Origin of the sequence: Salarchaeum japonicum (assembly GCF_020614395.1) — an archaeon.
Classification (GTDB): domain Archaea; phylum Halobacteriota; class Halobacteria; order Halobacteriales; family Halobacteriaceae; genus Salarchaeum; species Salarchaeum japonicum.
On sequence record NZ_CP085324.1, the window covers coordinates 62,636 to 85,824 of the forward strand.

21 protein-coding genes are annotated in these 23,189 nt (G+C 68.6%); 16 read left to right on the plus strand and 5 right to left on the minus strand.

Features of this window, described 5'->3' with window-relative positions; genetic code table 11:
* Positions 1-131 precede the first annotated feature (131 nt).
* From LI334_RS00355 to LI334_RS00385, 7 genes are all read left to right on the plus strand, one after another.
* Complete coding sequence (locus tag LI334_RS00355) at positions 132-569, plus strand: DUF2391 domain-containing protein (RefSeq protein ID WP_227261182.1); 438 nt, start codon at positions 132-134, stop codon at positions 567-569.
* Between the two features lie 132 nt (positions 570-701).
* Positions 702-3,698, plus strand: coding sequence for a PKD domain-containing protein (locus LI334_RS00360; protein WP_227261183.1), 2,997 nt, complete (start codon positions 702-704; stop codon positions 3,696-3,698).
* 231 nt (positions 3,699-3,929) lie between these two features.
* Positions 3,930-5,981 carry an excinuclease ABC subunit UvrB gene (uvrB, locus tag LI334_RS00365; protein WP_227261184.1) on the plus strand — a complete coding sequence of 684 codons (2,052 nt, stop codon included), beginning with the start codon at positions 3,930-3,932 and terminating at the stop codon, positions 5,979-5,981.
* A gap of 38 nt (positions 5,982-6,019) precedes the next feature.
* Positions 6,020-6,994: an ABC transporter ATP-binding protein gene (locus LI334_RS00370; protein WP_227261185.1), complete on the plus strand. Its 975-nt coding sequence runs from the start codon at positions 6,020-6,022 to the stop codon at positions 6,992-6,994.
* Positions 6,991-7,839: an ABC transporter permease gene (locus tag LI334_RS00375; RefSeq protein ID WP_227261186.1), complete on the plus strand. Its 849-nt coding sequence runs from the start codon at positions 6,991-6,993 to the stop codon at positions 7,837-7,839. The genes LI334_RS00370 and LI334_RS00375 overlap by 4 nt, the downstream gene beginning before the upstream one ends.
* Positions 7,840-7,993: 154 nt before the next feature.
* Positions 7,994-9,073: a sulfite exporter TauE/SafE family protein gene (locus tag LI334_RS00380; protein WP_227261187.1), complete on the plus strand. Its 1,080-nt coding sequence runs from the start codon at positions 7,994-7,996 to the stop codon at positions 9,071-9,073.
* Positions 9,073-9,510, plus strand: coding sequence for a universal stress protein (locus tag LI334_RS00385; protein WP_227261188.1), 438 nt, complete (start codon positions 9,073-9,075; stop codon positions 9,508-9,510). The genes LI334_RS00380 and LI334_RS00385 overlap by 1 nt, the downstream gene beginning before the upstream one ends.
* Here LI334_RS00385 and LI334_RS00390 read toward each other — a convergent pair.
* Positions 9,507-9,698: a hypothetical protein gene (locus tag LI334_RS00390; RefSeq protein WP_227261189.1), complete on the minus strand. Its 192-nt coding sequence runs from the start codon at positions 9,696-9,698 to the stop codon at positions 9,507-9,509. The genes LI334_RS00385 and LI334_RS00390 overlap by 4 nt on opposite strands.
* A 135-nt stretch (positions 9,699-9,833) precedes the next feature.
* On the minus strand, positions 9,834-10,922 hold the full coding sequence (locus LI334_RS00395) for an SPFH domain-containing protein (protein WP_227261190.1): 1,089 nt from the start codon (positions 10,920-10,922) through the stop codon (positions 9,834-9,836).
* A 204-nt stretch (positions 10,923-11,126) separates the two neighbouring features.
* Between LI334_RS00395 and LI334_RS00400 the strand changes: the two genes are divergently transcribed.
* Both LI334_RS00400 and LI334_RS00405 read left to right on the plus strand, forming a co-directional pair.
* Complete coding sequence (locus LI334_RS00400) at positions 11,127-13,526, plus strand: ribonucleoside-diphosphate reductase subunit alpha (RefSeq protein WP_227261191.1); 2,400 nt, start codon at positions 11,127-11,129, stop codon at positions 13,524-13,526.
* Positions 13,526-14,521 carry a ribonucleotide-diphosphate reductase subunit beta gene (locus LI334_RS00405; protein ID WP_227261192.1) on the plus strand — a complete coding sequence of 332 codons (996 nt, stop codon included), beginning with the start codon at positions 13,526-13,528 and terminating at the stop codon, positions 14,519-14,521. The genes LI334_RS00400 and LI334_RS00405 overlap by 1 nt, the downstream gene beginning before the upstream one ends.
* Here LI334_RS00405 and LI334_RS00410 read toward each other — a convergent pair.
* The 3 genes from LI334_RS00410 to LI334_RS00420 form a co-directional block, all read right to left on the minus strand.
* Positions 14,503-14,979 (minus strand): acyl-CoA thioesterase, encoded by a 477-nt coding sequence (locus tag LI334_RS00410; RefSeq protein WP_227261193.1) that lies wholly within the window; start codon positions 14,977-14,979, stop codon positions 14,503-14,505. The two genes, LI334_RS00405 and LI334_RS00410, sit on opposite strands and share 19 nt — an antisense overlap.
* Before the next feature lie 163 nt (positions 14,980-15,142).
* Positions 15,143-16,879: an excinuclease ABC subunit C gene (locus LI334_RS00415; RefSeq protein WP_227261194.1), complete on the minus strand. Its 1,737-nt coding sequence runs from the start codon at positions 16,877-16,879 to the stop codon at positions 15,143-15,145.
* A gap of 27 nt (positions 16,880-16,906) precedes the next feature.
* Positions 16,907-17,464: a hypothetical protein gene (locus LI334_RS00420; protein WP_227261195.1), complete on the minus strand. Its 558-nt coding sequence runs from the start codon at positions 17,462-17,464 to the stop codon at positions 16,907-16,909.
* An 86-nt stretch (positions 17,465-17,550) separates the two neighbouring features.
* Between LI334_RS00420 and LI334_RS00425 the strand changes: the two genes are divergently transcribed.
* From LI334_RS00425 to LI334_RS00455, 7 genes are all read left to right on the plus strand, one after another.
* Positions 17,551-17,994 carry a pyridoxamine 5'-phosphate oxidase family protein gene (locus LI334_RS00425; RefSeq protein WP_227261196.1) on the plus strand — a complete coding sequence of 148 codons (444 nt, stop codon included), beginning with the start codon at positions 17,551-17,553 and terminating at the stop codon, positions 17,992-17,994.
* Positions 17,995-18,039: 45 nt separating this feature from the next.
* A complete protein-coding gene (locus LI334_RS00430) occupies positions 18,040-19,476 on the plus strand; it encodes a sensor histidine kinase (protein WP_227261197.1) in 1,437 nt (478 codons plus the stop codon).
* Between the two features lie 25 nt (positions 19,477-19,501).
* Positions 19,502-19,753, plus strand: coding sequence for a hypothetical protein (locus LI334_RS00435; RefSeq protein ID WP_227261198.1), 252 nt, complete (start codon positions 19,502-19,504; stop codon positions 19,751-19,753).
* A 35-nt stretch (positions 19,754-19,788) separates the two neighbouring features.
* On the plus strand, positions 19,789-20,595 hold the full coding sequence (locus LI334_RS00440; protein ID WP_227261199.1) for an ABC transporter permease: 807 nt from the start codon (positions 19,789-19,791) through the stop codon (positions 20,593-20,595).
* Between the two features lie 48 nt (positions 20,596-20,643).
* Entirely contained in the window at positions 20,644-21,555 is a 912-nt protein-coding gene (locus tag LI334_RS00445) for an ABC transporter ATP-binding protein (RefSeq protein WP_227261200.1), read from the plus strand.
* Positions 21,552-22,385 (plus strand): ABC transporter permease, encoded by an 834-nt coding sequence (locus tag LI334_RS00450; protein ID WP_227261201.1) that lies wholly within the window; start codon positions 21,552-21,554, stop codon positions 22,383-22,385. Before LI334_RS00445 ends, LI334_RS00450 begins: the two co-directional genes overlap by 4 nt.
* A gap of 179 nt (positions 22,386-22,564) precedes the next feature.
* The gene (locus LI334_RS00455; protein ID WP_227261202.1) at positions 22,565-23,146 is read left to right on the plus strand and encodes a DUF7090 family protein; all 582 of its coding nucleotides are present in this window, start codon (positions 22,565-22,567) and stop codon (positions 23,144-23,146) included.
* The last annotated feature ends 43 nt before the right edge of the window (positions 23,147-23,189 follow it).

Consider the following 23,189-nt stretch of genomic DNA (forward strand, 5'->3'; position numbering starts at 1 on the left):
CTCTCCGAATAAGCGAGCGGGGAACGGAGTGACCCGCGAACAGGATAACTCGAACAGCGTGAGAGTCCGCCGAACGAGCGAGCGCCGCTGGGCGTCGAAAGTGCCTTTTGGGTGGTGGTTCTGTGGCTGGTATGGTCGGGCGAGGGAAGCGGTACGCGTTGGCTGACACGGCCCAGCAGGTGGTGGGCGGGTTCCTGTTGGCGGGGCCGTTCGTGGTGACGGAGGAGGTGTGGGTGCTCGCGGGAGGGATGCGGTGGTATCACGTGCTCGTGACGGTGCTCATCGTGTCGGGTATCGGGTACGGCGCGCTGTACAAGGCGGACGACGACCGCGACCCGGACAGGGAGGCGGAGGTCGGTGGGGTGCCGGTGCGGTTCCTCAGCCTCCTGCTCGTCGCGTTCGGGTCGGTGTTGGTGTTGGCGTTCGCGTTCGGCGCGCCCTCGACGTTCGCGGAGGCGGCGGGCGTGGCGGCGGAGCCAGTGGCGCTCGCGGCGCTCACGTTGAAGGCGACGTGCGTCGGCGCTATCTTCTCCGTGGTCGGCGCGGCCACCGCCGACTCCGTCTTTTAAACCACCCTGATTTTTCGGTTTTCGGCGACGTAAACTCCACACGCACGTACGGCCCGATATCAGCGGCCACAACGTTCAAGAGTGGTAAATCGGCGAGAAGGCCTTTCCGTGTGAGTGGCGTCCAACTGACAAATGACTCACCGAAGTGGGCGAGCCGCCGTACTCGCCCTCGCCGCGATGCTCGTCGTCGCCCCCATCGCGACGAGCATCGCCGCGCAGAGCGCGGCCGCGGCGACCGGCGACACCGACCCGGTCGTGAAGTTCGCGTACGTCGATAGCAGTTCGGGGAACGTTACGCTCGCGACGGCGTCCGGCGACACGATAGACATGGGCGTGAGCGCGGAAATCGTCGGTCGCGCCGCGAACCTCGACGACGACTACTACGTCGAGGTTCCGTACGTCAACGAGAACAACGAACTCCGCGCCATCGACCGCACCGGCGAGGACGTGTTGCTCGCCGACCAGGCGAAGAAGTCGAAGACCAAGGTCGCCGTCGGTGACTTCGACGGCGACGGCACGAACTCCGTCTACTACGCGAGGGAGACGTCCACGAGCGGCGGGGACTTCCTGATGCGCGTGAACTATTCGAGCGCCGGGTCGCCCCAGTTCGTCACCGACGACTTCGAAGTCGAGGCCGCGGTGGGCGTCGGGAACTTCTCGGCCGACGCGGGCGACGAACTCGCGTTGGTCGGGCAGGCGTCCGGCCAGGTGATGGTGTGGGACGGCTCCAGTTCGACCCGCCTGAGCGATAAGAACCCCTCGAACCCCGGCGCAATCGGCGCACCCCGAGACTTCGACGGGGACGGCACGGCGAGCGTGCCGATAGTGGACGGGAGCGGGAACGTGCGGTTGCTGTACGCGAACGGAACCTCCGAGAGCATCCACGCGGGCGCGAAGAAAGACCCAATCGCGGCGGTGGACTGGGCCGGAGACGCGACGCCCGAACTCCTCTACCTCCAGTCGAACTCGCCAGCGAACCTCGCGTACACGTACCTGAACGGTACCGCGGACACCGTGACGCTCGACGGGAGCGAAGTCAATCCCGCGCTCGGCGCGGGCGTCGCGGCCGCCGCGGACACCGACGAACCCCTCGAATTCTCGAACTTCTCCGTGACGAACGAGTCGAACAGTCTACGGGTGTCGTTCGACGCGACCGAAGACCTCCAGTCGGTCTCGGTGACCGTCTCGGGGCCGGACGGCACCGACCTGTCGCTCTCGGACTTCGACGAGGTGTCGTTGAGCGGTGACTACACGTACGTCGCGAACTACACGCCGGTCGCGGACGGGACGTACGAGGGGACGCTCGAATCCGGGACGGCGATGGACGGCGACGCGGCGAGTCCTGGCGTGACGGACAGCGCGACGATCGACCGGATGTTCGACGTGACGAACCTGAACGCGACCGCCGCGCCCGGCCAGGACGTGAACGTCTCGTTCGAGGCGACCGACGCGCTCGACTCGCTGACGCTCACCGTTGACGGCGCGGAGAACGCGACCCTCGACCTCGACAATTTCTCGACGAGCGATTCGAGCGCGCCCTACGTCTACAACGGCACGTACGACGGGAGCAGTGACGGGAACTACACCGTGACGTTCGACTCCGCGACCTCGCCCGAGGGGACGGACGACGACGACCTCGTGGACGAGGTGACTATCGACCAGGTGTTCCGGACGTGGAACTTCACGCTCGCGAACGAGTCCGGGAAGCTCGGCGTGTCGTTCGAGGCGGACGAGCGGTTGAGCGCGACCACCGTCGATATCACGGGGCCGTCGAACCGCACGCTCGGCGTGGACGACTTCTCGGTGAGCGACACGGACGACGGCTACCGGTACGGGACGGCGTACGTTCCGGACGCGAACGGCGAGTACAACGGCACGCTCGCGTCCGCGACCTCGCTCGACGGACAGGAGACGAGTCCCGGGTACGAGGACAACGCCACCATCGACCGCGGATTCACGGTCTGGAACCTCACGCTGAACACGACCGCGGACGGCGACCTCCGGTTCGGGTTCAACTCGACCGCGGGCGTGGAGAGCGCGTCGCTCGGCCTCTCGGGCGCGGAGAACGAGACCCTCGACAGGAGCGACCTCGACGAAATCTCGTCCAGCGACCCCTACCGGTACGAGGGGACGCACGCGGTGGCGACGGACGGGAACTACACGCTCGCGCTCGACTCGGCGTCCACGGGGGTGAACACGTTCGACGGGACGCTCACGGCGAACGCGACGCGGAACCAGACCGGCGTCGCGCTGGTGAACGCGACCCTGCGTGACGCGACGAACGCCGACGGTATCGTGAACGCCTCCGACGCGGTGACCATCACCGCGAACGCGACGGGTGACGTGGGGAGCGTGACCGCGGACGCGTCCGCGTTCGGCGCGGGCACGGTCGAACTCACGCACGCGAGCGGCGACACGTACACCGCGACCGTGGGCGTCGATGCGGACGACACCGCCGGGAACGAGACCGCCACCGTCACCGCCCGCGACGGCCAGGGCGCGGTCGCGACCGACACCTCGGGCGACATCCTGCTCGACGCGGTCGCCCCGACCGTCGCCGTCGGCGCGAACCGCACCGTCGATGTCGGGGAGTCCGTGACGTTCGCGCCGGACACCGCGAGCGACGACGCGTCCGGCGTCGCCGACTACACGTGGAACCTCGGCCCCGCGGTCGCGGACAACCGCACGACCACGTACGCCTACGAGACCGCCGGAACGTACACGGTCAGCCTCGCGGTCACCGACGACGCCGGGAACACCGAAACCGCCGCCCTCACCGTGACCGTCACCGCCGACACCACCACGGACACGCCCACGGAGACGACCACCACGGAGACGGCGACCGACGAATCCACCACGACGACGGCGACCGCGACAACGACCACGACCACGGTGACGACGACGGACGGCGCGCCGGCTGCGACGGCGGACGACACGACCACCACGACCGCCGCGACGACGACCGCCGCGACGGCAACGACGACGACCACGACGGCTGCCGCCACGTCCACGACCGACACCGACCCGAACGCGACGAGCACGGAATCCACGGCGAGCGTGCCCGGGTTCGGCGTCGTCGTCGCAGTCCTCGCGCTCCTCGGCGTCGCGCTGCTCGCGCGCCGCGACTGACGCCGCGAACCCAACCGACGTTTCGGTGGGCGCGGCGCTCACGTTCCACTTTTTCCACCCTCCCGCTGGTCGGGCGCAAAACCTGGAGGAAAAATCCCGGCGTTTCGGTGGGCGCGGCGCTCACGTTCCACTTTTTCCACCCTCCCGCTGGTCGGGCGCAAAACCTGGAGGAAAAATCCCGGCGTTTCGGTGGGCGCGGCGCTTACGTTTCTTCGTCCCCATGAATCGGTAATGAGTGATTCCGAGGGTGCGTTGCAGCCGGACCGGCCGGACGCGGAGCAGCCGTTTCGGGTGGACGCGCCGTTCGACCCCGCGGGCGACCAGCCCGAGGCCATCGAGCAGTTGGCGGCGGGGTTCGAGAACGGCGTGGACAAGCAGACGCTGCTCGGGGTGACTGGGTCGGGGAAGACGAACACCGTCTCGTGGACTATCGAGGAGATTCAGAAGCCGACGCTGGTCATCGCGCACAACAAGACGCTCGCCGCGCAGTTGTACGAGGAGTTCAAGAACCTCTTCCCGGATAATGCAGTAGAATACTTCGTCTCCTACTACGACTACTATCAGCCGGAGGCGTACGTCGAGCAGACGGACACGTACATCGACAAGGACGCGTCCGTGAACGAAGAGATCGACCGCTTGCGGCACTCCGCGACGCGGTCGCTTCTCACGCGGGACGACGTCATCGTGGTGGCGTCCGTGTCCGCCATCTACGGGCTGGGCGACCCGTCGAACTACGTGGACATGAGCCTCGAACTCGCCCGCGGACAGGAGATAGACCGGGACGAACTCCTGGGGCGGCTCGTAGACCTCAACTACGAGCGCAACGACGTGGACTTCACGCAGGGCACGTTCAGGGTGCGCGGGGACACGGTCGAAATCTTCCCGATGTACGGTCGGTACGCCGTCCGCGTGGAGTTCTGGGGCGACGAAATCGACACGCTCCGCAAAATCGACCCGTTGGAGGGTGAGGTGCAGTCGGAGGAACCCGCGGTGCTCGTCCACCCGGCGGAGCACTACTCGATTCCCGAACAGCGTCTGGAGAACGCCGTCGAGCGCATTGAGTCGGACATGGAAGACCGCGTCGAGTACTTCGAGCGGCAGGGCGACCTCCTCGCCGCCCAGCGCATCGAGGAGCGCACGACGTTCGACCTCGAAATGCTCCGGGAGGCCGGGTACTGCTCGGGCATCGAGAACTACACGCTCTACTTCTCCGACCGCGAGCAGGGCGACGCGCCCTACACCCTCCTCGACTACTTCCCCGACGACTTCCTCACGGTCATCGACGAGTCACACCGAACCGTCCCCCAAATCAAGGGCCAGCTCGCGGGCGACAAGTCCCGGAAGGAGAGCCTGGTCGAGAACGGCTTCCGCCTGCCGACGGCGTACGAGAACCGCCCCCTCTCCTTCGAGGAGTTCGAGGAGAAGACCGACCAGACGCTGTACGTGTCCGCGACGCCGAGCGACTACGAGCGCGACGTGTCCGGGAACGTCGTGGAACAGATCGTCCGCCCGACCTACCTCGTCGACCCGAAGGTGGAGGTGTCGCCCGCGGACGGCCAGATAGAGGACTTGATGGAGCGCATCCAGAACCGGGCGGAGCGCGACGAGCGCGTGCTCGTCACGACGCTCACGAAGCGCATGGCCGAAGACCTCACCGAGTACTTAGAGGAGGCCGGGGTGGCCGTGGAGTACATGCACGACGAGACGGACACGCTCGAACGGCACGAACTCGTCCGCGGCCTCCGACTGGGCGAGTTCGACGTGCTCGTGGGTATCAACCTCCTCCGGGAGGGATTGGACATCCCGGAGGTGTCGCTCGTGGGGATTCTGGACGCCGACCAGCAGGGGTTCCTGCGCTCGCGCACCAGCCTGATTCAGACGATGGGACGGGCCGCGCGGAACGTGAACGGCGAGGTCGTCCTGTACGCGGACGAGACGACGGACGCGATGGCGGACGCCATCGACGAAACCCAGCGCCGCCGGAGAATCCAGGAGGAGTTCAACGAGGAGCACGGCACGACCCCGACGACGATAGAGAAGGCGGTGTCGGAGACGAACCTCCCCGGCGCGAAGACCGACACGAGCGACGTGACCGGCGACGGCCCCGCCACCGAGGCGGAGGCACGGGAACGCATCGAGGTCCTGGAGGAGCGGATGCGGGAGGCCGCGGACAACCTCGAATTCGAACTCGCGGCGGACATCCGCGACCGCGTGCGCGACCTCCGGGAGGAGTGGGACTTCGAGACGAAGGACGCCGGCGTCGAACCCGAGGCGGACTGGTAGTCCGGTGGATTGATAGGCCGACTCACCAATCCCCGGGTGTGTCCGCCCTCCAGACAACGTCGCTGACGAAGCGGTTCGGCGAGTTCGTCGCCGTGGACGGCATCGACCTCGACGTCGAATCCGGTGAAGTGTACGGCTTCCTCGGGCCGAACGGCGCGGGGAAGTCCACCACTATCGACATGCTCCTCGGGTTTCTCGACCCGAGCGAGGGGAGCGCGACCGTGCTTGGCCACGACGCAACCCGGGAGTCCCGGGCGGTTCGCCAGCGCACCGGCCTCCTGCCGGACGGCCTCGAACTCTACGAGAACCTCACGGGCCGCGAGCACGTCGCGTCCGCCATCGAGACGAAAGGCGCGAACGACGACCCCGACGAACTCATCGAGCGCGTCGGTCTCGCGCCGGAGGCCGCGCGCCGCCGCACCGGCGGGTACTCGAAGGGGATGAAACAGCGCCTCGGCCTCGCCATCGCGCTCGTCGGCGACCCCGACCTCCTCGTGCTCGACGAACCGTCGTCCGGCCTCGACCCCGAGGGCATCAAGCGCCTCCGCCGCATCGTCGAGGCGGAAGCCGACCGCGGCGCGACCGTCTTCTTCTCCAGTCACATCCTCGAACAGGTGGAGAAGGTCTGCGATAGGGTGGGCATCATGAGCGGCGGCGAACTCGTCGCCGTGGACACCATCGACAACCTCCGCGCGGAACTCAGCGCGGAGTCCGTCATCGAGGCGGACGTGGACGGCGCGCCGAACCTCGCATCCGTCGAGGCCGTCGAGGGCGTGACCGCCGTCAGCGAGCGCGGCGACACTGTCGAACTCACCGTGAATCGCCCCGCGGCGAAGATGCCGGCGCTCCGCGCGCTCGACGACACCGCGCCCGTCGTGGACGTGACCATCGACGACGCGTCCCTCGAAACCCTCTTCGAGCGGTACACGAACGGCGACGAGACGCCCGCGACCACCGGCGACGAGACGGCGGAGGAGAGCGCGCCCGCGGACGCCGGGGGTGAGTCGGCGTGAGCCTCCGCACCGTCGCGCGCGACGACCTGAAGAACGCCGCGCGGTCGTACGTCGTGCTCGGCGTCGTCGGCGTGTTCGCCGCGCTCGTCGCGCTCGTGTTCGTCTCCGAGCGCAACATCTACCCCGACCCCTACCGGACGCTGTTCGACGTGTCATTCATGACGTTCCTCGTGTTCCCGCTGTTCGTCGCGCCGCTCTCCTACCTCGCCGTCGCGGGCGACCGGGAGTCCGGCGTCGTCAAGTACGTGCTCGGCCTCCCGAACTCCCGGCTCTCGTACGTCCTCGGGAAGTTCGCGTCCCGCGCGAGCGTCACGCTCGGCGCGGTCGTCGTCGCCCTCCTCGTCGGGTTCGTCGTCGCGCTCGCGACGTTCGAGAACGCGCCGAACCTCGGCCGGTTCGCCACGTTCGCCGGGGTGTCCGCGCTCTACGGCGTGTCGCTCACCGGCCTGTTCGTCGGCGTGTCCGCCGCGACCAGGCGTCGCTCCCGGGCGATGCTCGGCGTGTTCGGCGCGTACTTCCTGCTCGTCCCGTTCTGGTTCGGGTTCCTCCCCATCGTCAACATCGGCACCGTCCTCGACGCCGTCGCGACCACGTTCGGCACCACCGTCACCGAGTCCACGCGGTCGTTCGTCAACGCGCTCTCCCCCGCGACCGCCTACCTCTACGCCACCGAACCCGTCTACAGCGGCGTCACCGACCAGTACCCGCAACTCGCGGGGACGTTCGGCGGCGAGTCGTCCCGCATCGAAGCCCAGCTCTGGTTCAACGTCCTCACGATGGCCGCGTGGGGCGCGCTCGGCCTGCTCGCCGGCTACGCGTCCTTCCGGCGCTCCGAACTCGGGTAGACTCGTCAGGCCTCGCCCGTATATCAAGACTTTTCCACCGAAACGGGTGTATAGGCTTGCTATGTCGAGTACGAGTATCCCCCGAGAGGCGCAGGTGGCGAACCCCGGGCGCGTTCGCGTTCCCGCACCGAGTCGCCGCGAGGTGTTCACATAGATGTCGTCGTACGACCGCGCGGTGAAGACGTTCCTCAAGTACCAGCACGTGTTCGTGTTCACCGCGCCGCTCCTCTTCATCGCGGGCGTCGTCGGGTTCGCGCCGACCGGTGACGCGGGCGGCACGGGCTACTGGCTCGAATACTGGTGGCTGTTCCCGTTCTTCCTGCTCGGCGCGACCATCGTCAACACCGTCGGCATCAGTGGGTCGGCGCTGTTCGTGCCGTTCCTCATCTTCGTCTTCCCCCTGCTCGCGCACCCGCTCGAACCGGAGACGCTCGTGAAGGTCGGCCTCATCAGCGAGGCGTTCGGCTTATCGAGTTCGTCCATCGCGTTCATCCGGTACGGACTCGTAGACCGCCGGCTCGCGCTCTCGCTCGTGCTCGGCGGCATCCCGTTCGTCGTCGGCGGCGCGCTCCTCTCCTTCGTCATCCCCGAGTGGGTGTTCCACGGCCTGCTCGCGCTCGCGCTGTTCGCGGCGTCCTACCTCCTGTTCCGCATCGACCTCGCGCACGGCGACGAATCCGAGGGCGAGGCGGCGACCGACGGCGGCCACCCCGGCGATGACGAGGCACTCCCGGACGACAGCGACAAACTCGGCCCCGCGGGCGTCCGCACGGACGACGAGGGCCAGGTGACGCGGGTCGACCGCGACGGCGAGGACTACCGGTACTCGCGCTCCGGCTACCTCGAACGGTTCGGCACGTACAGCGTCGGCGGCGTCTTCCAGGGGCTCGCCGGGTTCGGCATCGGCGAACTCGGCATCATCTCGATGCTCCGCACCGAGGTGCCGGTGCGGGTCGCCATCGGCACGAACCACATCGTCGTCGCCACCACGGCCATCATCGCGTCGCTCGTCCACGTGTTCGGCGGCGGGCTGGTCGGCGGGCACTCGCTCAGCCTCGCCTCGACGCCGTGGAACATGGTCGTGTTCACGGTGCCGGCGACGGTGACGGGCGGCCAGATCGCGCCCTACGTCTCCGCGGCGCTCGACACGGACACCATCAAGTCGGGCGTCGGCGGCCTGTTCGCGATAATCGCCGTCGCCCTCTTCGTGATGGCGTCCGGAGGTGTCATCTGATGTACGACGACATCCTCCTCCCGACGGACAACAGCGCGGGCACGGCGGCGGCGGTGACGCACGCGAGCGAACTCGCCTCGACGTACGACGCGACGGTGCACGTGCTCGCCGTGATGGACACCCGGAACCGCTTCGAGAGTCCGAGCAGCGGCATCGCGTCCGACGCCTGGGACGACGCGGAGCGCGAACGCGCCGAGGACGCCGTCGCGGAGACGGCCGCGATGCTCCCCGAGCGCGTCGAAATCGAGGAGGTCGTGCGGAGCGGCGTCCCCCGCACCGTCATCCTGGAGTACGCCGAGGACGCGGGCGTGGACATGATAGTGATGGGGACGCACGGACGCACGGGGCTCGACCACTACCTCATCGGGAGCGTCACGGAGAAAGTAGTTCGGCGCGCGCCGGTTCCGGTCGTGAGCGTCCGACCGAGCGACGACTAGTTCTCGTAGACGTTCGCCTGCTGTTCGACGTACCGACCCGGCCACTCGCGGACGTGCGTCCGGAGGCGCTCGTAGACGCGCCAGAGCGCGTCGAGCGGCGTCGGTCGGTCGTCCGTTTCGTCCGTCACGTCCGGCGGGCGCGGGACGTCCGCGCCCACGGCGTCGGAGGAACTGTCGTCGAAACTCATCACACCCACCTATTATTCATGATAGACAATAAATGCCGTGGGTGGGGTCGCGGTCGCTATCGGCGCGGCCGGACGGCGGACGCGACGCTGTCGCGGACGGACGGCGGTGAAAACGGGAGTGGAGGACGGTGAGGGTTACTGGCGTTCTGCTTCCGCGAAGTCGGCCTCGTAGTCGTCGATGCCGATGAGTTCGCGCGTCTCCGCGTCGAAGTCGAGGCTCTCCAGGCCGGTGCCGGATTCGACGCCGCCGGAGAGGTGAGTGCCGTACCGGCCCACCAGACTCGTGAGTTCCTGGGGGATGACGAAGGTCGTGGAGGGCGAGCGGCCGATGGCTTCGAGGGATTCCATGCCGCGTTCGACGATGGCGCGTTCGCCCATCGACTCCGCCGAGCGCGCGCGGAGGACGGTGGCGACGGCGTCGCCCTGGGCTTCGAGAATCTGGCTCTGTTTCGACCCCTGCGCGCGGATGATGGCGGCCTGCTTGTCGCCCTGCGCGGTCTCGATGGCGGACTGGCGTTCGCCCTGCGCTTCGAGAATCATCGCGCGGCGGCGGCGCTCCGCGGACGCCTGCTGTTCCATCGCGCTCACGACGCCCTGACTCGGCATCACCGTCTGCACCTCGACGCCCTCGATGCGGACGCCCCACGCGTCGGTGGGCTCCGCGAGCTCGTCGTCGATGCGCTGATTGATGGTGTCCCGGCGGGAGAGCGTGTCGTCCAGTTCCATGTCGCCGATGACGGCGCGGAGCGTCGTCTGCGCGAGCGACGCGGTGGCGTTCCGGTAGTCCTCGATTTCGAGGAACGCGCGCTCGGCGTCCATCACGCGGACGTAGACGACGGCGTCGGCGTGGACGGGCGAGTTGTCGCGCGTGATGGCGTCCTGCTGGGGGACGTCGAGGGTCTGCGTCCGCATGTCGAACGCGTACGTGTGGGAGACGAACGGCGGGACGACGTGGATGCCGGGGTCGAGTAAGCCCCTGTATTCGCCGAAGACGGTGAGCGCGGCTTTCTCGTAGGCCTGCACGACTTCGACGGAGGCGGTGACGGTGGCGGCGGCGAGCACGAGGAGGAGCGCGCCCGCGGCGTACAGCGGCGAAAGGATGGAGAAGAGGACGGCGGCGAGGGCGAGCACGGCGAGCGCTCCGAGGACGCCGACGAGGCGGCGGGGGAGGCCGCCGGCGGTGAGCCGGCCGAGCTGGTAGAACAGGTCGTCGCGTCCGCTCATGTGTGGTGGTTCGCCACGAGTGACATAAAGCCACGGCACGCACGTTAAACTGTACTTTATCTTGTGCAAGTGTGTTGGAAAACCTTATGTCGGTTCCGGCGCACTACATCGAGTACGCCCGACGCGCCGAATCCGTCGGGAGCGACCGAACAGCCGCCCTTCTCCGGGAGCGACAGCTCCGGCCAGCGGCGGCACTCACCACACATGAGCCAGCAACACCAGACCGCGACCGTATCGCTCCGCGCGGTGCTCGACCGCGCCCGCGACGGCCACGAGGACGCCATCGACGACGCCACCGCGAGCGACCTCGTCGCCGCCGCCGAACGCAACAGCTACGCCGACGCCAGCGCGCGCGAACAGTACGACGCCCTCACCGACACGCTCACCGCGCGCATCGACCGCGACCCCGCCTACGACGCCGTCGCCGCGCGCGTCCAGCGCGAACGCGACCGCCGCGAACGCCTCGACGACCCCACCAGCGACGCCGCGTACCGCGAGTCCCTCGTCGACGGTATCGAGCGCGGCGTCGCCGCGGACATCCTGGACGAGCGCATGCTCACCTACGACCTCGACGCGCTCGCCGACTCCCTGGAACTCGACCGCGACGACCGCCTCGACTACACCGCGATGGACACCCTCTACCAGCGGTACTTCCTCCGAGACGACGACTCTCCAATCGAACTCCCGCAGACGTTCTGGATGCGGGTCGCGATGGGCGTCGCGCTCCGCGAGGACGAGGGCGACCGGCAGGCGTACGCCGAGGAGTTCTACGACATGCTCTCCACCCTGCGGTTCGTCCACTCCACGCCCACGCTCTTCCACGCCGGCACCACGCACGCCCAGCTCTCCTCGTGCTACCTCACCACCATCCCCGACGACCTGGACGGGATCTTCGAAGGCTACCACGAGCACGCGAAGCTCTCGAAGTGGTCGGGCGGCCTCGGGAACGACTGGACGCCCGTCCGCGCCACCGGCGCGGAAATTTCCTCCACTGGCGTCGAGTCCACTGGCGTCGTCCCCTTCCTCAAGATTTCGAACGACGTGACGGGGGCCATCAACCGCTCCGGGAAACGCCGGGGCGCGGCCGCCGCCTACCTCGCGTGCTGGCACCTCGACTTCCCGGACTTCCTCGACCTCCGGCGGAACACCGGGGACGAGCGCCGCCGCACCCACGACCTCAACACCGCCGCGTGGGTGCCCGACCTCTTCATGGAACGCGTCCAGAACGACGGCGAGTGGACGCTGTTCTCCCCCGACGAGGTTCCCGACCTCCACGAGACCTACGGCCAGGAGTTCGTCGAGAAGTACGAGGAGTACGAGCGCCTGGCGGACGCCGGGGAAATCGAGAACTACGAGCGGCGGGACGCGAGCGACCTCTGGCGGACGATGCTCACCCGGCTGTTCGAGACCGGCCACCCCTGGATTACGTTCAAAGACCCCTGCAACGTCCGGTCGCCGCAGGACCACGCGGGCGTCGTGCGCTCCTCGAACCTCTGCACGGAAATCACGCTCAACACCTCCGAGGAGGAGACCGCGGTCTGCAACCTCGGGTCGGTGAACCTCTCCCGGCACGTCACCGAGTCCGGCCTGGAGCGCGAGAAACTCCGGGAGACCATCGGGACGGCGATGCGGATGCTTGACAACGTCGTCGATTTGAACTTCTATCCGAGCGAGAAGTCGGAGCGCTCGAACATGCGCCACCGGCCCGTCGGCTTGGGCGTGATGGGGTTCCACGACGCCCTGCTCACCCAGCGCGTCCCGATGAACTCCGCGGACGCGCTCGACTTCGCGGACCGCGCACAGGAGTTCGTCGCCTACCACGCCATCGAGTCCTCGACGGAGCTGGCGGCCGAGCGCGGCGCGTACGAGTCCTTCGAGGGGTCGAAGTGGAGCCGGGACATCCTCCCGCAGGACACGGTCGAACTCCTCGAAGAAGAGCGCGGCCGCGAGACACCCATCGAGGTCGAAGAACGCCTCGACTGGAGTCGGGTGCGGGAGAAGGTTAGCGAGTACGGGATGCGGAACTCGAACACGATGGCGGTCGCGCCCACCGCGACGATTTCGACCATCGCGGGCACGACGCCCTCCATCGAACCCGTCTACTCGAACCTCTACGTGAAGTCGAACATGAGCGGGGACTTCACGCGCGTCAACACCCACCTCGTCGAAGACCTGAAAGAACGGGGGCTGTGGACGGACGAACTCCGCGACAAGCTCACCTACCACGACGGCTCGGTGCAGGAGATAGACGAGGTGCCGGACAGCCTGCAAGAGCTCTACCGGACGGCGTTCGAAATCGACCCGCGTCACCAGCTCCGGCTGTCGGCGGAGCGCGCGACCTGGATAGACCAGAGTCAGTCCCACAACGTCTTCTTCCCCTCGACGGACGGGAGTAAGCTGGACGACGTGTACACGACCGCGTGGGAGCTGGGGTTGAAGACGACGTACTACCTCCGCACGCTCGGCGCGAGCCAGATAGAGAAGTCCACGCTCGACATGACGGAGTACGACGACACCCAGTTCCGGGGCGACGACAGCGACGACGATGACGAGGGGAACAGCCTGCCGAGCGTCGAGGATCCGACCTGCGAGGCCTGTCAGTAATGCCCGTCATCAACACCGACAGCCAGCACGACCCGAACAAGATACTGCCCATCGACTACGACTGGGCGCGCGAGTACTACCAGCAGGGCGTCGCGAACAACTGGACGCCGGAGGAGGTGCCGATGCAGGACGACGTGTCCCAGTGGCGCGGCGACGCACTCAGCGACGCGGAACGCCAGCTCGTGGAGTGGAACCTCGGCTTTTTCTCCACGGCGGAGTCGCTCACGGCGAACAACCTCGTGCTCGCGGTGTACGAGCACGTCACCGCGCCGGAGTGCCGGCAGTACCTCCTCCGGCAGGCGTACGAGGAGGCCATCCACACGGACACCTTCATCTACTGCTGTGACAGCCTCGGGTTCGACCCGGACTACATGTACGGGATGTACGACCGCATCCCCGCCATCGAGGCGAAAGACGAGTTCGTCGTCGACCTGACGCGCGCGCTCGACCGAGACGACTTCACCATCGACAGCACGGACGACCTCCGGGAGTTCGTGCGCGACCTCGTGGGGTTCTACGTCGTGATGGAGGGCGTGTTCTTCTACGCGGGCTTCGCGATGATGCTCGCGCTGAAGCGCCAGGGGAAGATGGTGGGTATCGGCGAGCAGTTCGAGTACATCATGCGCGACGAGTCCCTCCACCTGAACTTCGGCGTCGACCTCATCAATCAGATTCGGGACGAGAACCCCGGCGTCTGGACGGACGCGTTCGAGGACGAGGTCGAGGGGCTGATTCGGGAGGCCGTTGACCTCGAAGCGCGGTACGCGCGGGAGGCGTGCCCGGACGACGTGCTCGGGATGTCGAGCGAGCAGTTCGTGGAGTACGTCGAGTACATCGCGGACAGGCGGCTCCGCCAGCTCCGCATGGAGCCCGTGTTCGGCACGGAGAACCCGTTCCCGTGGATGGCAGAACAAGCGGACTTGAACAAGGAGAAGAACTTCTTCGAGTCCACGGTGACGGAGTACCAGTCCGGCGGTCAGTTGGACTGGGACTGAATCGCCTCCCGGCGCTCGCGGCGTTCGCGGAGCGCGTCGGCGCGCAGTTCGGCTTCCTCGTCCGTCGGCGTCGCCACGTCCGGGACGCTCGCGGGGTTCTCGTCGTCGTCGAGCGCGACGAACGTGAAAAAGGAACTCGTCGTGTCCCGTTTCTCGCGTTCGCTGGGGCGCTCCGCGCTCACGTCCACCTTCACGTCGAGGCTGGACGCGCCGGTGTCGAAGACGTAGCCGCGAACCGTCACGATGTCGCCGAGGTCGATGGGCGCGAGGAAGTCCACGTGGTCCATGGAGGCGGTGACGACCTGCCGGCGGGCGAACCGCCGGCCCGTAATCGCGCCGCAGATGTCCATCCAGTGGAGGACTGCGCCGCCGAGCGCGCGCCCGAGGTTGTTCGTCTGGTTCGGCATGAGAATCTCGCTGCGTTCGGTGTAGGAGTCGAAGAGCGGAACCGAGTCCATACGCGTTCGGGGACGCCCACCCCAGTAAAACAACTAGGTTTGAATTAGTGTAAGTAGGTTTTATTATTGGTGAGCGTGTAGCGAACACCGGCGGCGACCTCCTCCCCGTTCGCCGCCACCGACGCGGCCACTGTCCCCTCCGCACCCCGGCCGCGTCCCCTTCTCAGAGCCGGCGCGCGAGCGTCTCCGCCGTCGCCTCGCCGACGCCCTCGACGCCGCGGAGTTCCTCTTCGGACGCCCCGCGCACGCCCTCGACGCTCCCGAACCGCCGGAGGAGGCGCTTGCGGAGTTCCGGGCCGATGCCCTCGACGTCGTCCAGCGCGGTCGAAACGTCGTCGCGGAGGCTCTGGTGGTACTGGACGGCGAAGCGGTGGGCCTCGTCCCGGACGCGCTGGAGGACGTGCAACTGAGGGGCGTCGCCCGGCCAGTCGTACGAGCGGTCGGGCGCGACCACGACCTCCTCCTGCTTCGCCAGCGCTACTATCGGAACCTCCCAGCCGGTCTCGTCGAGCGCGTCGAGCGCGGCGTCGAGTTGCCCGCGGCCGCCGTCGATGAGGACGAGGTCGGGGTCGGGGCGGTCGTCCTCGCCGGCGAGCGCGCGTTCGGCGCGCCAGCGGACGAGCCGCCGCATGTTCGCGTAGTCGTCGTTCTCCTCGGTGAGCTTCTTCCGCCGGTAATCGGATTTCTCGGGGCGGCCCTCGACGAACGTCACGTCGCTCCCGACGACGGATTTGCCCTGCGCGTGGCTCACGTCGAACCCCTCGATGCGCGTCGGGCGGGAGATGCCGAGGGCGTCCGCGAGCGCGCCGAGTTCGTCCCGGCCGCCGGCGCGCCGGTGGGCGTTCTTCAGCGCGAGGTCTACCAGGGTCGCTTCGCGGCCCGCGCCGGGCACGCGCACGTCCACGCCCTCCGCGTCCAGCCACGCGTCCAGGTCGGGGTCGTCGGGGTCTTCCGGGAGGAGGAGGGCGTCCGGGAGGTCGCGCTCGGCGTAGTACTGCGGGACGAACGCGGCGAGCACGGCCGCGACGCGGTCTTCGCCCTCGGGGGCGTCCACGCGGTGCTGGTCGCGCTCCACGAGCTGGCCGTCCTCCGCGTGCAACCGCGCGACGGTCGCGCTGTCCCCCTCGATGACGGCACCGAGCACGTCCACGTGGCGCTCGTGGCCGTGGCCGGCGACGGCCTCCCCGCCGCCGCCGTGGAACGCCCGCACGGCGTCCAGTCGGTCGCGGAGGTTCGCCGCGCGCTCGAACTCCTCGCGGTCCGCCGCCTCGGTCATCGCGCGCTCGATCGGGTCGGCGAGAATCCCGGTTTCGCCCTCGAAGAAGCGCTTCACCGCGTCAGCATCGGAGACGTAGTCCTCGCGGCTGATTTCGCCCGTGCAGGGCGCGGTGCACAGGCCGATGTCGTGGTCGAGGCAGGGGCGGTCGCGGTTCGAGAACTTGTGGTCGGAACAGCCCCGCACGCCGTACTGCTCGCGGACGGCCTTCACCACCGTCTCGACGCGCGATTTGTCGGTGTAGGGGCCGTAGGCGGTCGCGCCCTCGTCGGGGTCGCGCGTGATTTCGATGCGGGGGTAGTCGTGGTCGGTGAACTGCACCAGCGGGTAGGACTTGTCGTCCTTCAGGCGGACGTTGTACCGGGGCTGGTGGCGCTTGATGAGGTTCGCTTCGAGGAGGAGCGCCTGCGTCTCGGTGTCCGTCACCGCGAAGTCGAGGGCGCTCGCGCGCTCGACCATGCGGGCGATGCGGTCGCTCCGCGGGTCGGCGTAGGAGCGCACGCGCGAACGCAAATCCACGGCCTTCCCGACGTAGAGCACGACCCCGTCCTCGGTGAGGAACTGGTAGACGCCGGGGTCGGCGGGGAGGTCGCGGGCGCGCTCGCGCACCTGACTCGCGTCCATCACCCGAAGTTTGGCGCTCGCGGGGTTTCAGTCGAGCGCTTCCAGAACCCGTCCCGCGGTCTCGGCGTCCGCGTCGGGCGCGGGAACGCGGAGTTCGTCGCCGCCGTACGTCTCCACGACGAGCGCCCGCGAGCGAGAGCGGAGGTAGCGCGCGAACCCGAGTGCGGCGAGCAGGGCGGTGAGGCCGCCGAGGGCGACGAGCGCGTCGTCGAAGTACCGCGCGAACAGCGCGACCATCGAGAGCACCTGCACGAGCGACCCGACGCCGACCTCGCGCGCGGTGCCGGTCGCGCCCGTCACGGAGTCCGCGATGCCGTCGAGCGAGAACAGCGTCCCGGCGGCGAACAGGAAGAGGGCGAACGCGGTCTGCCGGAGGCCGAAGCGGAGATGGCGGGTCGCGCCCGCCGTCTCCACGCGCACCGTCTCGACGTTCGGGCGGTCGGCGTACCGCACGCGCTCGCCGCTCCCGGTCGGCGTGAGCGCGACGACGCGGTGCGTGGTGACGACGAGCGCGTTCGCGCCGCAGTCCACGCGCTCCACGACCGACTCGCCGTCGAACAACACCTCGGAGAGCGCGACGGACATCACGGAGGGGTTCGCCGGCGGCGCTGATAAGCGTGCCCGCCGACCGCCAGCACAACGCGTATCCGATAGGCTACCACATCGCCCGCATGGGCACAGCCGAACTCGACGCGACCGCCATCGACGACGTTCTCACCGAACGCGGCACGGGCACGCTCTCGCTCGCGACCGACGACGACGCCTACGCCGTGCCGCAGTCGTTCGGGTACGACGGGGACGCGCTCTACTTCCAGCTCATCTACGACGAGGACAGCGAGAAGATGGCGCGCATCGAGGCGACCGACGTGGCGTCGTTCACCGCGTACAGCGAAGCTCCGCCGCGGAGCGTGCTCGCGCGCGGTCCCATCGAGGCCGTTTCAGGCGACGGCGAATCGGCGGCGACGGCGGCCATCGCGGAGAACGCGTGGCTCCCGACGGTGAACGTGATTCCGGAGCGCGGGTTCGACGAACTCGACTCCGCGTACTACCGGCTTCGCCCCCGGAAGCTCACGGGGCGGTCGTTCGGGGTCGGGTTCGACGCGCCCACGGCGTGAGGGTGCGAGCCACGCTTAAGTAGCGGTGGTGCCTTCAACTACGTAATGGGTTCGCACGGTGTCCCGGACGCGCTCGCGGAGGTCGAACCGCGGGCGTTCCGGGCGGCCGTGGAGAGCGCCGGGCACTCCATCTACTGGACGGACAGGGCGGGGACTATCGAGTACGTCAACCCCGCGTTCGAGGAGCAGACGGGGTATGACGCGGCGGAAGTCGTCGGGTCGAACGCGAACGTCCTCCAGTCCGGCGTGCACGACGACCGGTTCTACGAAGACCTCTGGGACACCATCCTCTCCGGGGACGTGTGGACGGGCGAAATCGTGAACGCGCGCAAGGACGGCACGCGGTACGTCGCCCAGCAAACCATCTCGCCCGTGACGGGCGACGACGGCGACATCGTCGGGTTCGTCGCGGTGAACGAGGACGTGACCGACCTGCACGCGGCGCAGGAGCGCGCCGAGCGCGAACGCGACCGGTTCGCCGCGCTGTTCGACGCGGTGCCCGTGCCGCTCGTGCTCACGTCCTTCGCGGGGGACGGCCCGGAAGTGGAGCGCGCGAACGAGGCGTTCGTCGATACGTTCGGCGTGAGCGCGAGCCGCCTCCGCGGCGCGGCGCTCGACGACCTCATCGTCCCGGACGGCGACGAGGACTCCGCGGACGCCGTGAACGCGAACATCCGGCGGGGCGAGAGCGTCCGCCGGCAGGTCGAGCGGGAGGTCGCGGACGGCGAGCGCCGCACCTTCCTCCTCACCGCGACGCCGCTCGACCCGGACGGCGGCGAGTCCCTGAACGCGTACGTGGACGTGACGGAGCGCGAGCGCGCGAGCGCCGAACTCGCGCGGAAGAACGCGCGACTGGAGCGGTTCGCGGACGTGGTGAGCCACGACCTCCGCAGTCCCCTGAACGTCGCGATGGGGTACGCGGAACTGCTCGACGGCGACGACGAGCGCGTGGACGCCATCAGAACCGCGCACGACCGGATGGCGGAACTCGTGGACAGCCTCCTCGTGCTCGCGAAGGAGGGCAAGGGCGTGGAGACCATCGAGACCGTCGACCTCGCGGCGCGCGCGGAGGCGTCCTGGGAGACCGTGGACGCGCGGGACGCGACGCTCCGCGTTCCGGCGACGAACCACGTTCGCGCCGACCGGAGCCGTCTCGGCCAGGTGTTCGCGAACCTCTACCGGAACGCCGTCGAGCACGCCGGACGGGACGCGACGGTCACCGTCTCCGACCTCCCGAGCGGGTTCGCGGTGGCGGACGACGGCCCCGGCATCCCCGTCGAGGAACGCGAGCGCGTGTTCGAATCCGGGTACACGACCACGGCGGACGGGACGGGGTTCGGGCTCGCTATCGTCGCGGAAATCGCGGACGCGCACGGCTGGACGGTCTCCATCGGGGAGAGCGACTCCGGCGGCGCGCGCTTCGAGTTCACGGACGTCGGCGTGGTCGAGCGCGCGGACGAGACCGAGAGCGGCCAGCGTTAAGGTGTCGAGCGCGAAACCCCGGAGTATGAGCGAGACGCGCGTGTGGCTGGTCTACCGCGAGTACACGGACAAGGGACTGTTGAGCCTGGTGTACGCGACGCCGGACGGCGAGCGCGTGCTCCACAAGGAGCGGTCGCTGCACGCCGCGGAACCGACCGCCGCGACGACCGTGGACGACGACACACTCGAACCCGTGACGGACGCGGAGCGCCGCGAGCAGTACCAGAAGGAGGTCGGGCGGATGATGGAGCGCCACGACCCCGAGGACGTGGTGTAGGTACGTTTAGGGGAGTGGGGCCGGGAACGCCGAGTATGCCCTCCAGAACGCCCGGCTGGCTGGTCGTCGCGCGACAGGACGTGCGGGTGGCGCGCGCCGACGGCAGTCTCGCGTGGTCGACGGCGGGCGCGGCGCTGTTCGCCGTGCTCGTCGCCGGCGGCATCGACTTCCTGACCGAGAGCGCGTGGAGCGCGCCGAACACGATGCGGCTGTTCGGGCCCGTGCTGTTGCTCGTCGTCCCCATCTCGGTGGCGTCGAACTGCTACGACGCCGTGAACGGCCCGCTGCAGTCCGGCCGCCTCCGCATCCCGCTTTCGCTCCCCGTCTCGCGGCACGAACTCGTCGCGGGCACCGCGCTCGCCCGGTTCGTCACCACCGCGATACCCGTGGCCGTCCTGCTCGCGGTCGGCGCGGCGTTCGCGGTGACGCGCGCCCACCCCATCGACGGACTGGTCGCCGCGGCCGGCATCCTGCTCGCCGGCCTGGCGCTCACCGCCGCGTTCGTCGGCGTCGCCGTCGGCTGGTCGGCCGCGACCCGAACGCCGACCCGCGCGCTCCTCGGCTGCATCGGCGTCGGCGGCCTCCTCCTCTACTGGTGGTTCCCCGTTGACGCCGCGCGCTACGTCCTCAACGGGTTCGCGTGGCCCGGAACCCTCCGACCGGACTGGCTGTCGTGGTATCCGGCGCTCAACCCGACGACCGCCTACATGGACGTGCTCCGCGCCGCCGGCGTCCCCGTCGAGGGCGCGGGGAACCTCGCGGTCGCGCTCGCCGTCCTCCTCGCCTGGGCGGTCGTGCCGCTCGCACTCGGGAGCGCTCGGTTCGCCACAGTAGACCTCTAGGCAGTTTTTTCCGGTATCTTCTTCACATCAGGGTGACATTCGCCGGACATGGCAGCGATAGAACTAGCCGGAGTCCGAAAGGAGTTCGGCGACGTCACAGCCCTCCGCGGCGTCGACCTCGAAGTCGAGGACGGCGAGGTGTTCGGCTTCCTCGGCCCGAACGGTGCCGGGAAGTCCACCACAATCGACATCATCCTCGACTTCGTCCGCCCCACCGAGGGCGACGTGCGCGTCCTCGGCCGCGACGCCCACGACGACTCGCTCTCCATCCGCGACGACATCGGCGTGCTCCCCGAGGGGTTCTCCGTCTACAACCGCCTCACCGGCCGCCAGCACGTCGAGTTCGCCGTCGAGTCGAAGGGCGCGAGCGACGACCCCGACGCCCTCCTCGACCGCGTCGGCATCGACCCCAGTGACCGCGACCGGAAAGCCGGCGGGTACTCGAAAGGGATGCAACAGCGCCTCGCGCTCGCGATGGCGCTCGTGGGCGAACCCGAACTCATCATCCTCGACGAACCCAGCACGGGCCTCGACCCGAACGGCGCGCGCGAGATGCGCGAACTCATCCTCGAAGAAGCCGACCGCGGCGCGACCGTCTTCTTCTCCAGTCACATCCTCGAACAGGTCGAAGCCGTCTGTGACCGCGTGGGCATCCTCCGGAAGGGCGAACTCGTCGCCGAGGACACCATCCGCGGCCTCCGGAACGCCGTCGGCACCGGCACCGTCCTCACCGTCGTCGTGGACGAAGTCACCCCGGACGCCATGGAAGCCGCGCGCGGCGTCGAGGGCGTCCAGCACGTCGACGCCAACCGCGACACCATCCGCGTGCGCGCCAGCAGCGACGCGAAAACCCGGGTGCTCGACGCCATCGAGAGCACGGGCGTGACCGTCAACGACTTCGCCACCGAGGAAGCGAGCCTGGACGAAGTGTTCGCGGCGTACACGGAGGACGCACAATGAGCTGGACCGTCGTCGCGAAAAAGGACTTCCAGGACGCCGTGCGCTCCCGGATGCTCTGGGGGCTCACCATCCTCTTCGTCCTGTTCATGGCCGGTATGGCCTACCTCTATCAGGTGTTCACGGAGAGCGGCGGAACCGGCGACCCCACCGTGGACACGCTCGGCCTCATCGCCTTCCTCTCCAGTCCCGTCACGCTCCTCGTCCCCATCACCGGACTCGTCGTCGGCCACAAATCCATCGCGGGCGAAGTCGAGTCCGGGAGCGCGAAACTCCTCCTCTCACTCCCCCACAGCCGACGCGACGCCGTCGTCGGGAAGGTCGTCGGACGCGCCGCCGTCCTCTCCCTCTCCATCGTCGTCGGCCTCGCCGTCAGCCTCCTCGTCATGCTCGCGCTCTACGACGAGTACACGCTCGCGTCCTTCGCCGTCTTCGGCGTGTTCTCGCTCGTCCTCGGCGCGGTCTACACCGCCATCGGCGTCGGCATCTCCAGCCTGACGAACGACAGCGGGCGCGCCACCATCGGCGCGGCCGGGTTCTTCATCCTCGTCGAGTTCATCCTCCCCCTGATTCCCACCGGCCTCGTCGCCCTGCTCGACCTGAACGTCTCCCCGGACGCCGTCTGGCCCCTCGTCTTCAACGTCATCCCGCCGTCCGGCGCGTACACGTTCGCGCTCGCGAACTTCGTCCCCGAAGCCGGGTTCGGCACCGGCCTGGGCAGCCTCCCGGACACCGTCCTCCTCGACGGCCCGACGATGATAGTCCTCCTGGTCGCGTGGCTCGTCCTCGCGCCCCTCGTCGGCTACCTCCGGTTCAACAGCCGCGACCTCTAGGCGACCGTCTCGTTTCTCCGCCGCCGAACCTTCACATACGAAGCCGCGGCCAGCGGACGGCGTGACCTGAACTGGGTCGAGGACGCCGGCGCGAAACCCGGCGAACGGGCGTCCGCGGAGCGGAGTGTTCGCCGTGCACGCCAGCGGAAGTTAAGTTCCGGGCACCCCTGTCCCAGTGTGTGGACTACGAACTCGCAATCGAGGGCGGGCCGGCGTCGATTCCCGGGGGAACCGGCGTCCTCCTCCTGCATCCGAGCACGGCGGAGACCGACCGAATCGACACGGACTTCCTGAAGACGGACACGGATCGCTTCCTCGTCATCTCCACGCGCACCACCGCGCGGGAGGTCGAGCAGAAACTCGACTACTACGACGTGGACGAATCGCGAGCGGACGTCCTGGACGCGTTGAGCGTCGACCGCGGGTACTCGCGGCGGGGCTCCGAGCACATCCGGTACGTGTCCTCGCCGGACGACGTGGACGGCATCGTCGCGGTGGCGGAGGACTTCCTCGACGCCACCGAGGGGAAGCGCCGCGTGAGTTTCGACTCCATCACGGAACTCGCGTACTACGCGGACGAGGAGCGCGCGCTGGACGCGCTCGACCGGCTCGCCGACCTCCTCCGCGAGCACGACGCGGTCGGGTTGTTCCACGTGTCCACTGAGGTGCACGATCCCGAGGTCATCGAGCGGTTCCGGGAGCGCTGTGGGCTGGTCGTGGAACTCGACGGCGACGGCTCCGTGTCGGTCTCCGACCCCTGAAGCCGGCGGTCGTCGGTGGTGTCGAAGCGCTTAACAGAACGCC

What these genes read in the sequence shown, in the direction of transcription:
- LI334_RS00355 (WP_227261182.1), top strand. Translation starts at nt 132, where the DNA reads ATGGTCGGGCGAGGGAAGCGGTACGCGTTGGCTGACACGGCCCAGCAG.
- LI334_RS00360 (WP_227261183.1), top strand. Translation starts at nt 702, where the DNA reads ATGACTCACCGAAGTGGGCGAGCCGCCGTACTCGCCCTCGCCGCGATG.
- uvrB (WP_227261184.1), top strand. Translation starts at nt 3,930, where the DNA reads ATGAGTGATTCCGAGGGTGCGTTGCAGCCGGACCGGCCGGACGCGGAG.
- LI334_RS00380 (WP_227261187.1), top strand. Translation starts at nt 7,994, where the DNA reads ATGTCGTCGTACGACCGCGCGGTGAAGACGTTCCTCAAGTACCAGCAC.
- LI334_RS00385 (WP_227261188.1), top strand. Translation starts at nt 9,073, where the DNA reads ATGTACGACGACATCCTCCTCCCGACGGACAACAGCGCGGGCACGGCG.
- LI334_RS00390 (WP_227261189.1), bottom strand. Translation starts at nt 9,698, where the DNA reads ATGAGTTTCGACGACAGTTCCTCCGACGCCGTGGGCGCGGACGTCCCG.
- LI334_RS00395 (WP_227261190.1), bottom strand. Translation starts at nt 10,922, where the DNA reads ATGAGCGGACGCGACGACCTGTTCTACCAGCTCGGCCGGCTCACCGCC.
- LI334_RS00400 (WP_227261191.1), top strand. Translation starts at nt 11,127, where the DNA reads ATGAGCCAGCAACACCAGACCGCGACCGTATCGCTCCGCGCGGTGCTC.
- LI334_RS00405 (WP_227261192.1), top strand. Translation starts at nt 13,526, where the DNA reads ATGCCCGTCATCAACACCGACAGCCAGCACGACCCGAACAAGATACTG.
- LI334_RS00410 (WP_227261193.1), bottom strand. Translation starts at nt 14,979, where the DNA reads ATGGACTCGGTTCCGCTCTTCGACTCCTACACCGAACGCAGCGAGATT.
- LI334_RS00415 (WP_227261194.1), bottom strand. Translation starts at nt 16,879, where the DNA reads ATGGACGCGAGTCAGGTGCGCGAGCGCGCCCGCGACCTCCCCGCCGAC.
- LI334_RS00420 (WP_227261195.1), bottom strand. Translation starts at nt 17,464, where the DNA reads ATGTCCGTCGCGCTCTCCGAGGTGTTGTTCGACGGCGAGTCGGTCGTG.
- LI334_RS00425 (WP_227261196.1), top strand. Translation starts at nt 17,551, where the DNA reads ATGGGCACAGCCGAACTCGACGCGACCGCCATCGACGACGTTCTCACC.
- LI334_RS00430 (WP_227261197.1), top strand. Translation starts at nt 18,040, where the DNA reads ATGGGTTCGCACGGTGTCCCGGACGCGCTCGCGGAGGTCGAACCGCGG.
- LI334_RS00435 (WP_227261198.1), top strand. Translation starts at nt 19,502, where the DNA reads ATGAGCGAGACGCGCGTGTGGCTGGTCTACCGCGAGTACACGGACAAG.
- LI334_RS00440 (WP_227261199.1), top strand. Translation starts at nt 19,789, where the DNA reads ATGCCCTCCAGAACGCCCGGCTGGCTGGTCGTCGCGCGACAGGACGTG.
- LI334_RS00445 (WP_227261200.1), top strand. Translation starts at nt 20,644, where the DNA reads ATGGCAGCGATAGAACTAGCCGGAGTCCGAAAGGAGTTCGGCGACGTC.
- LI334_RS00450 (WP_227261201.1), top strand. Translation starts at nt 21,552, where the DNA reads ATGAGCTGGACCGTCGTCGCGAAAAAGGACTTCCAGGACGCCGTGCGC.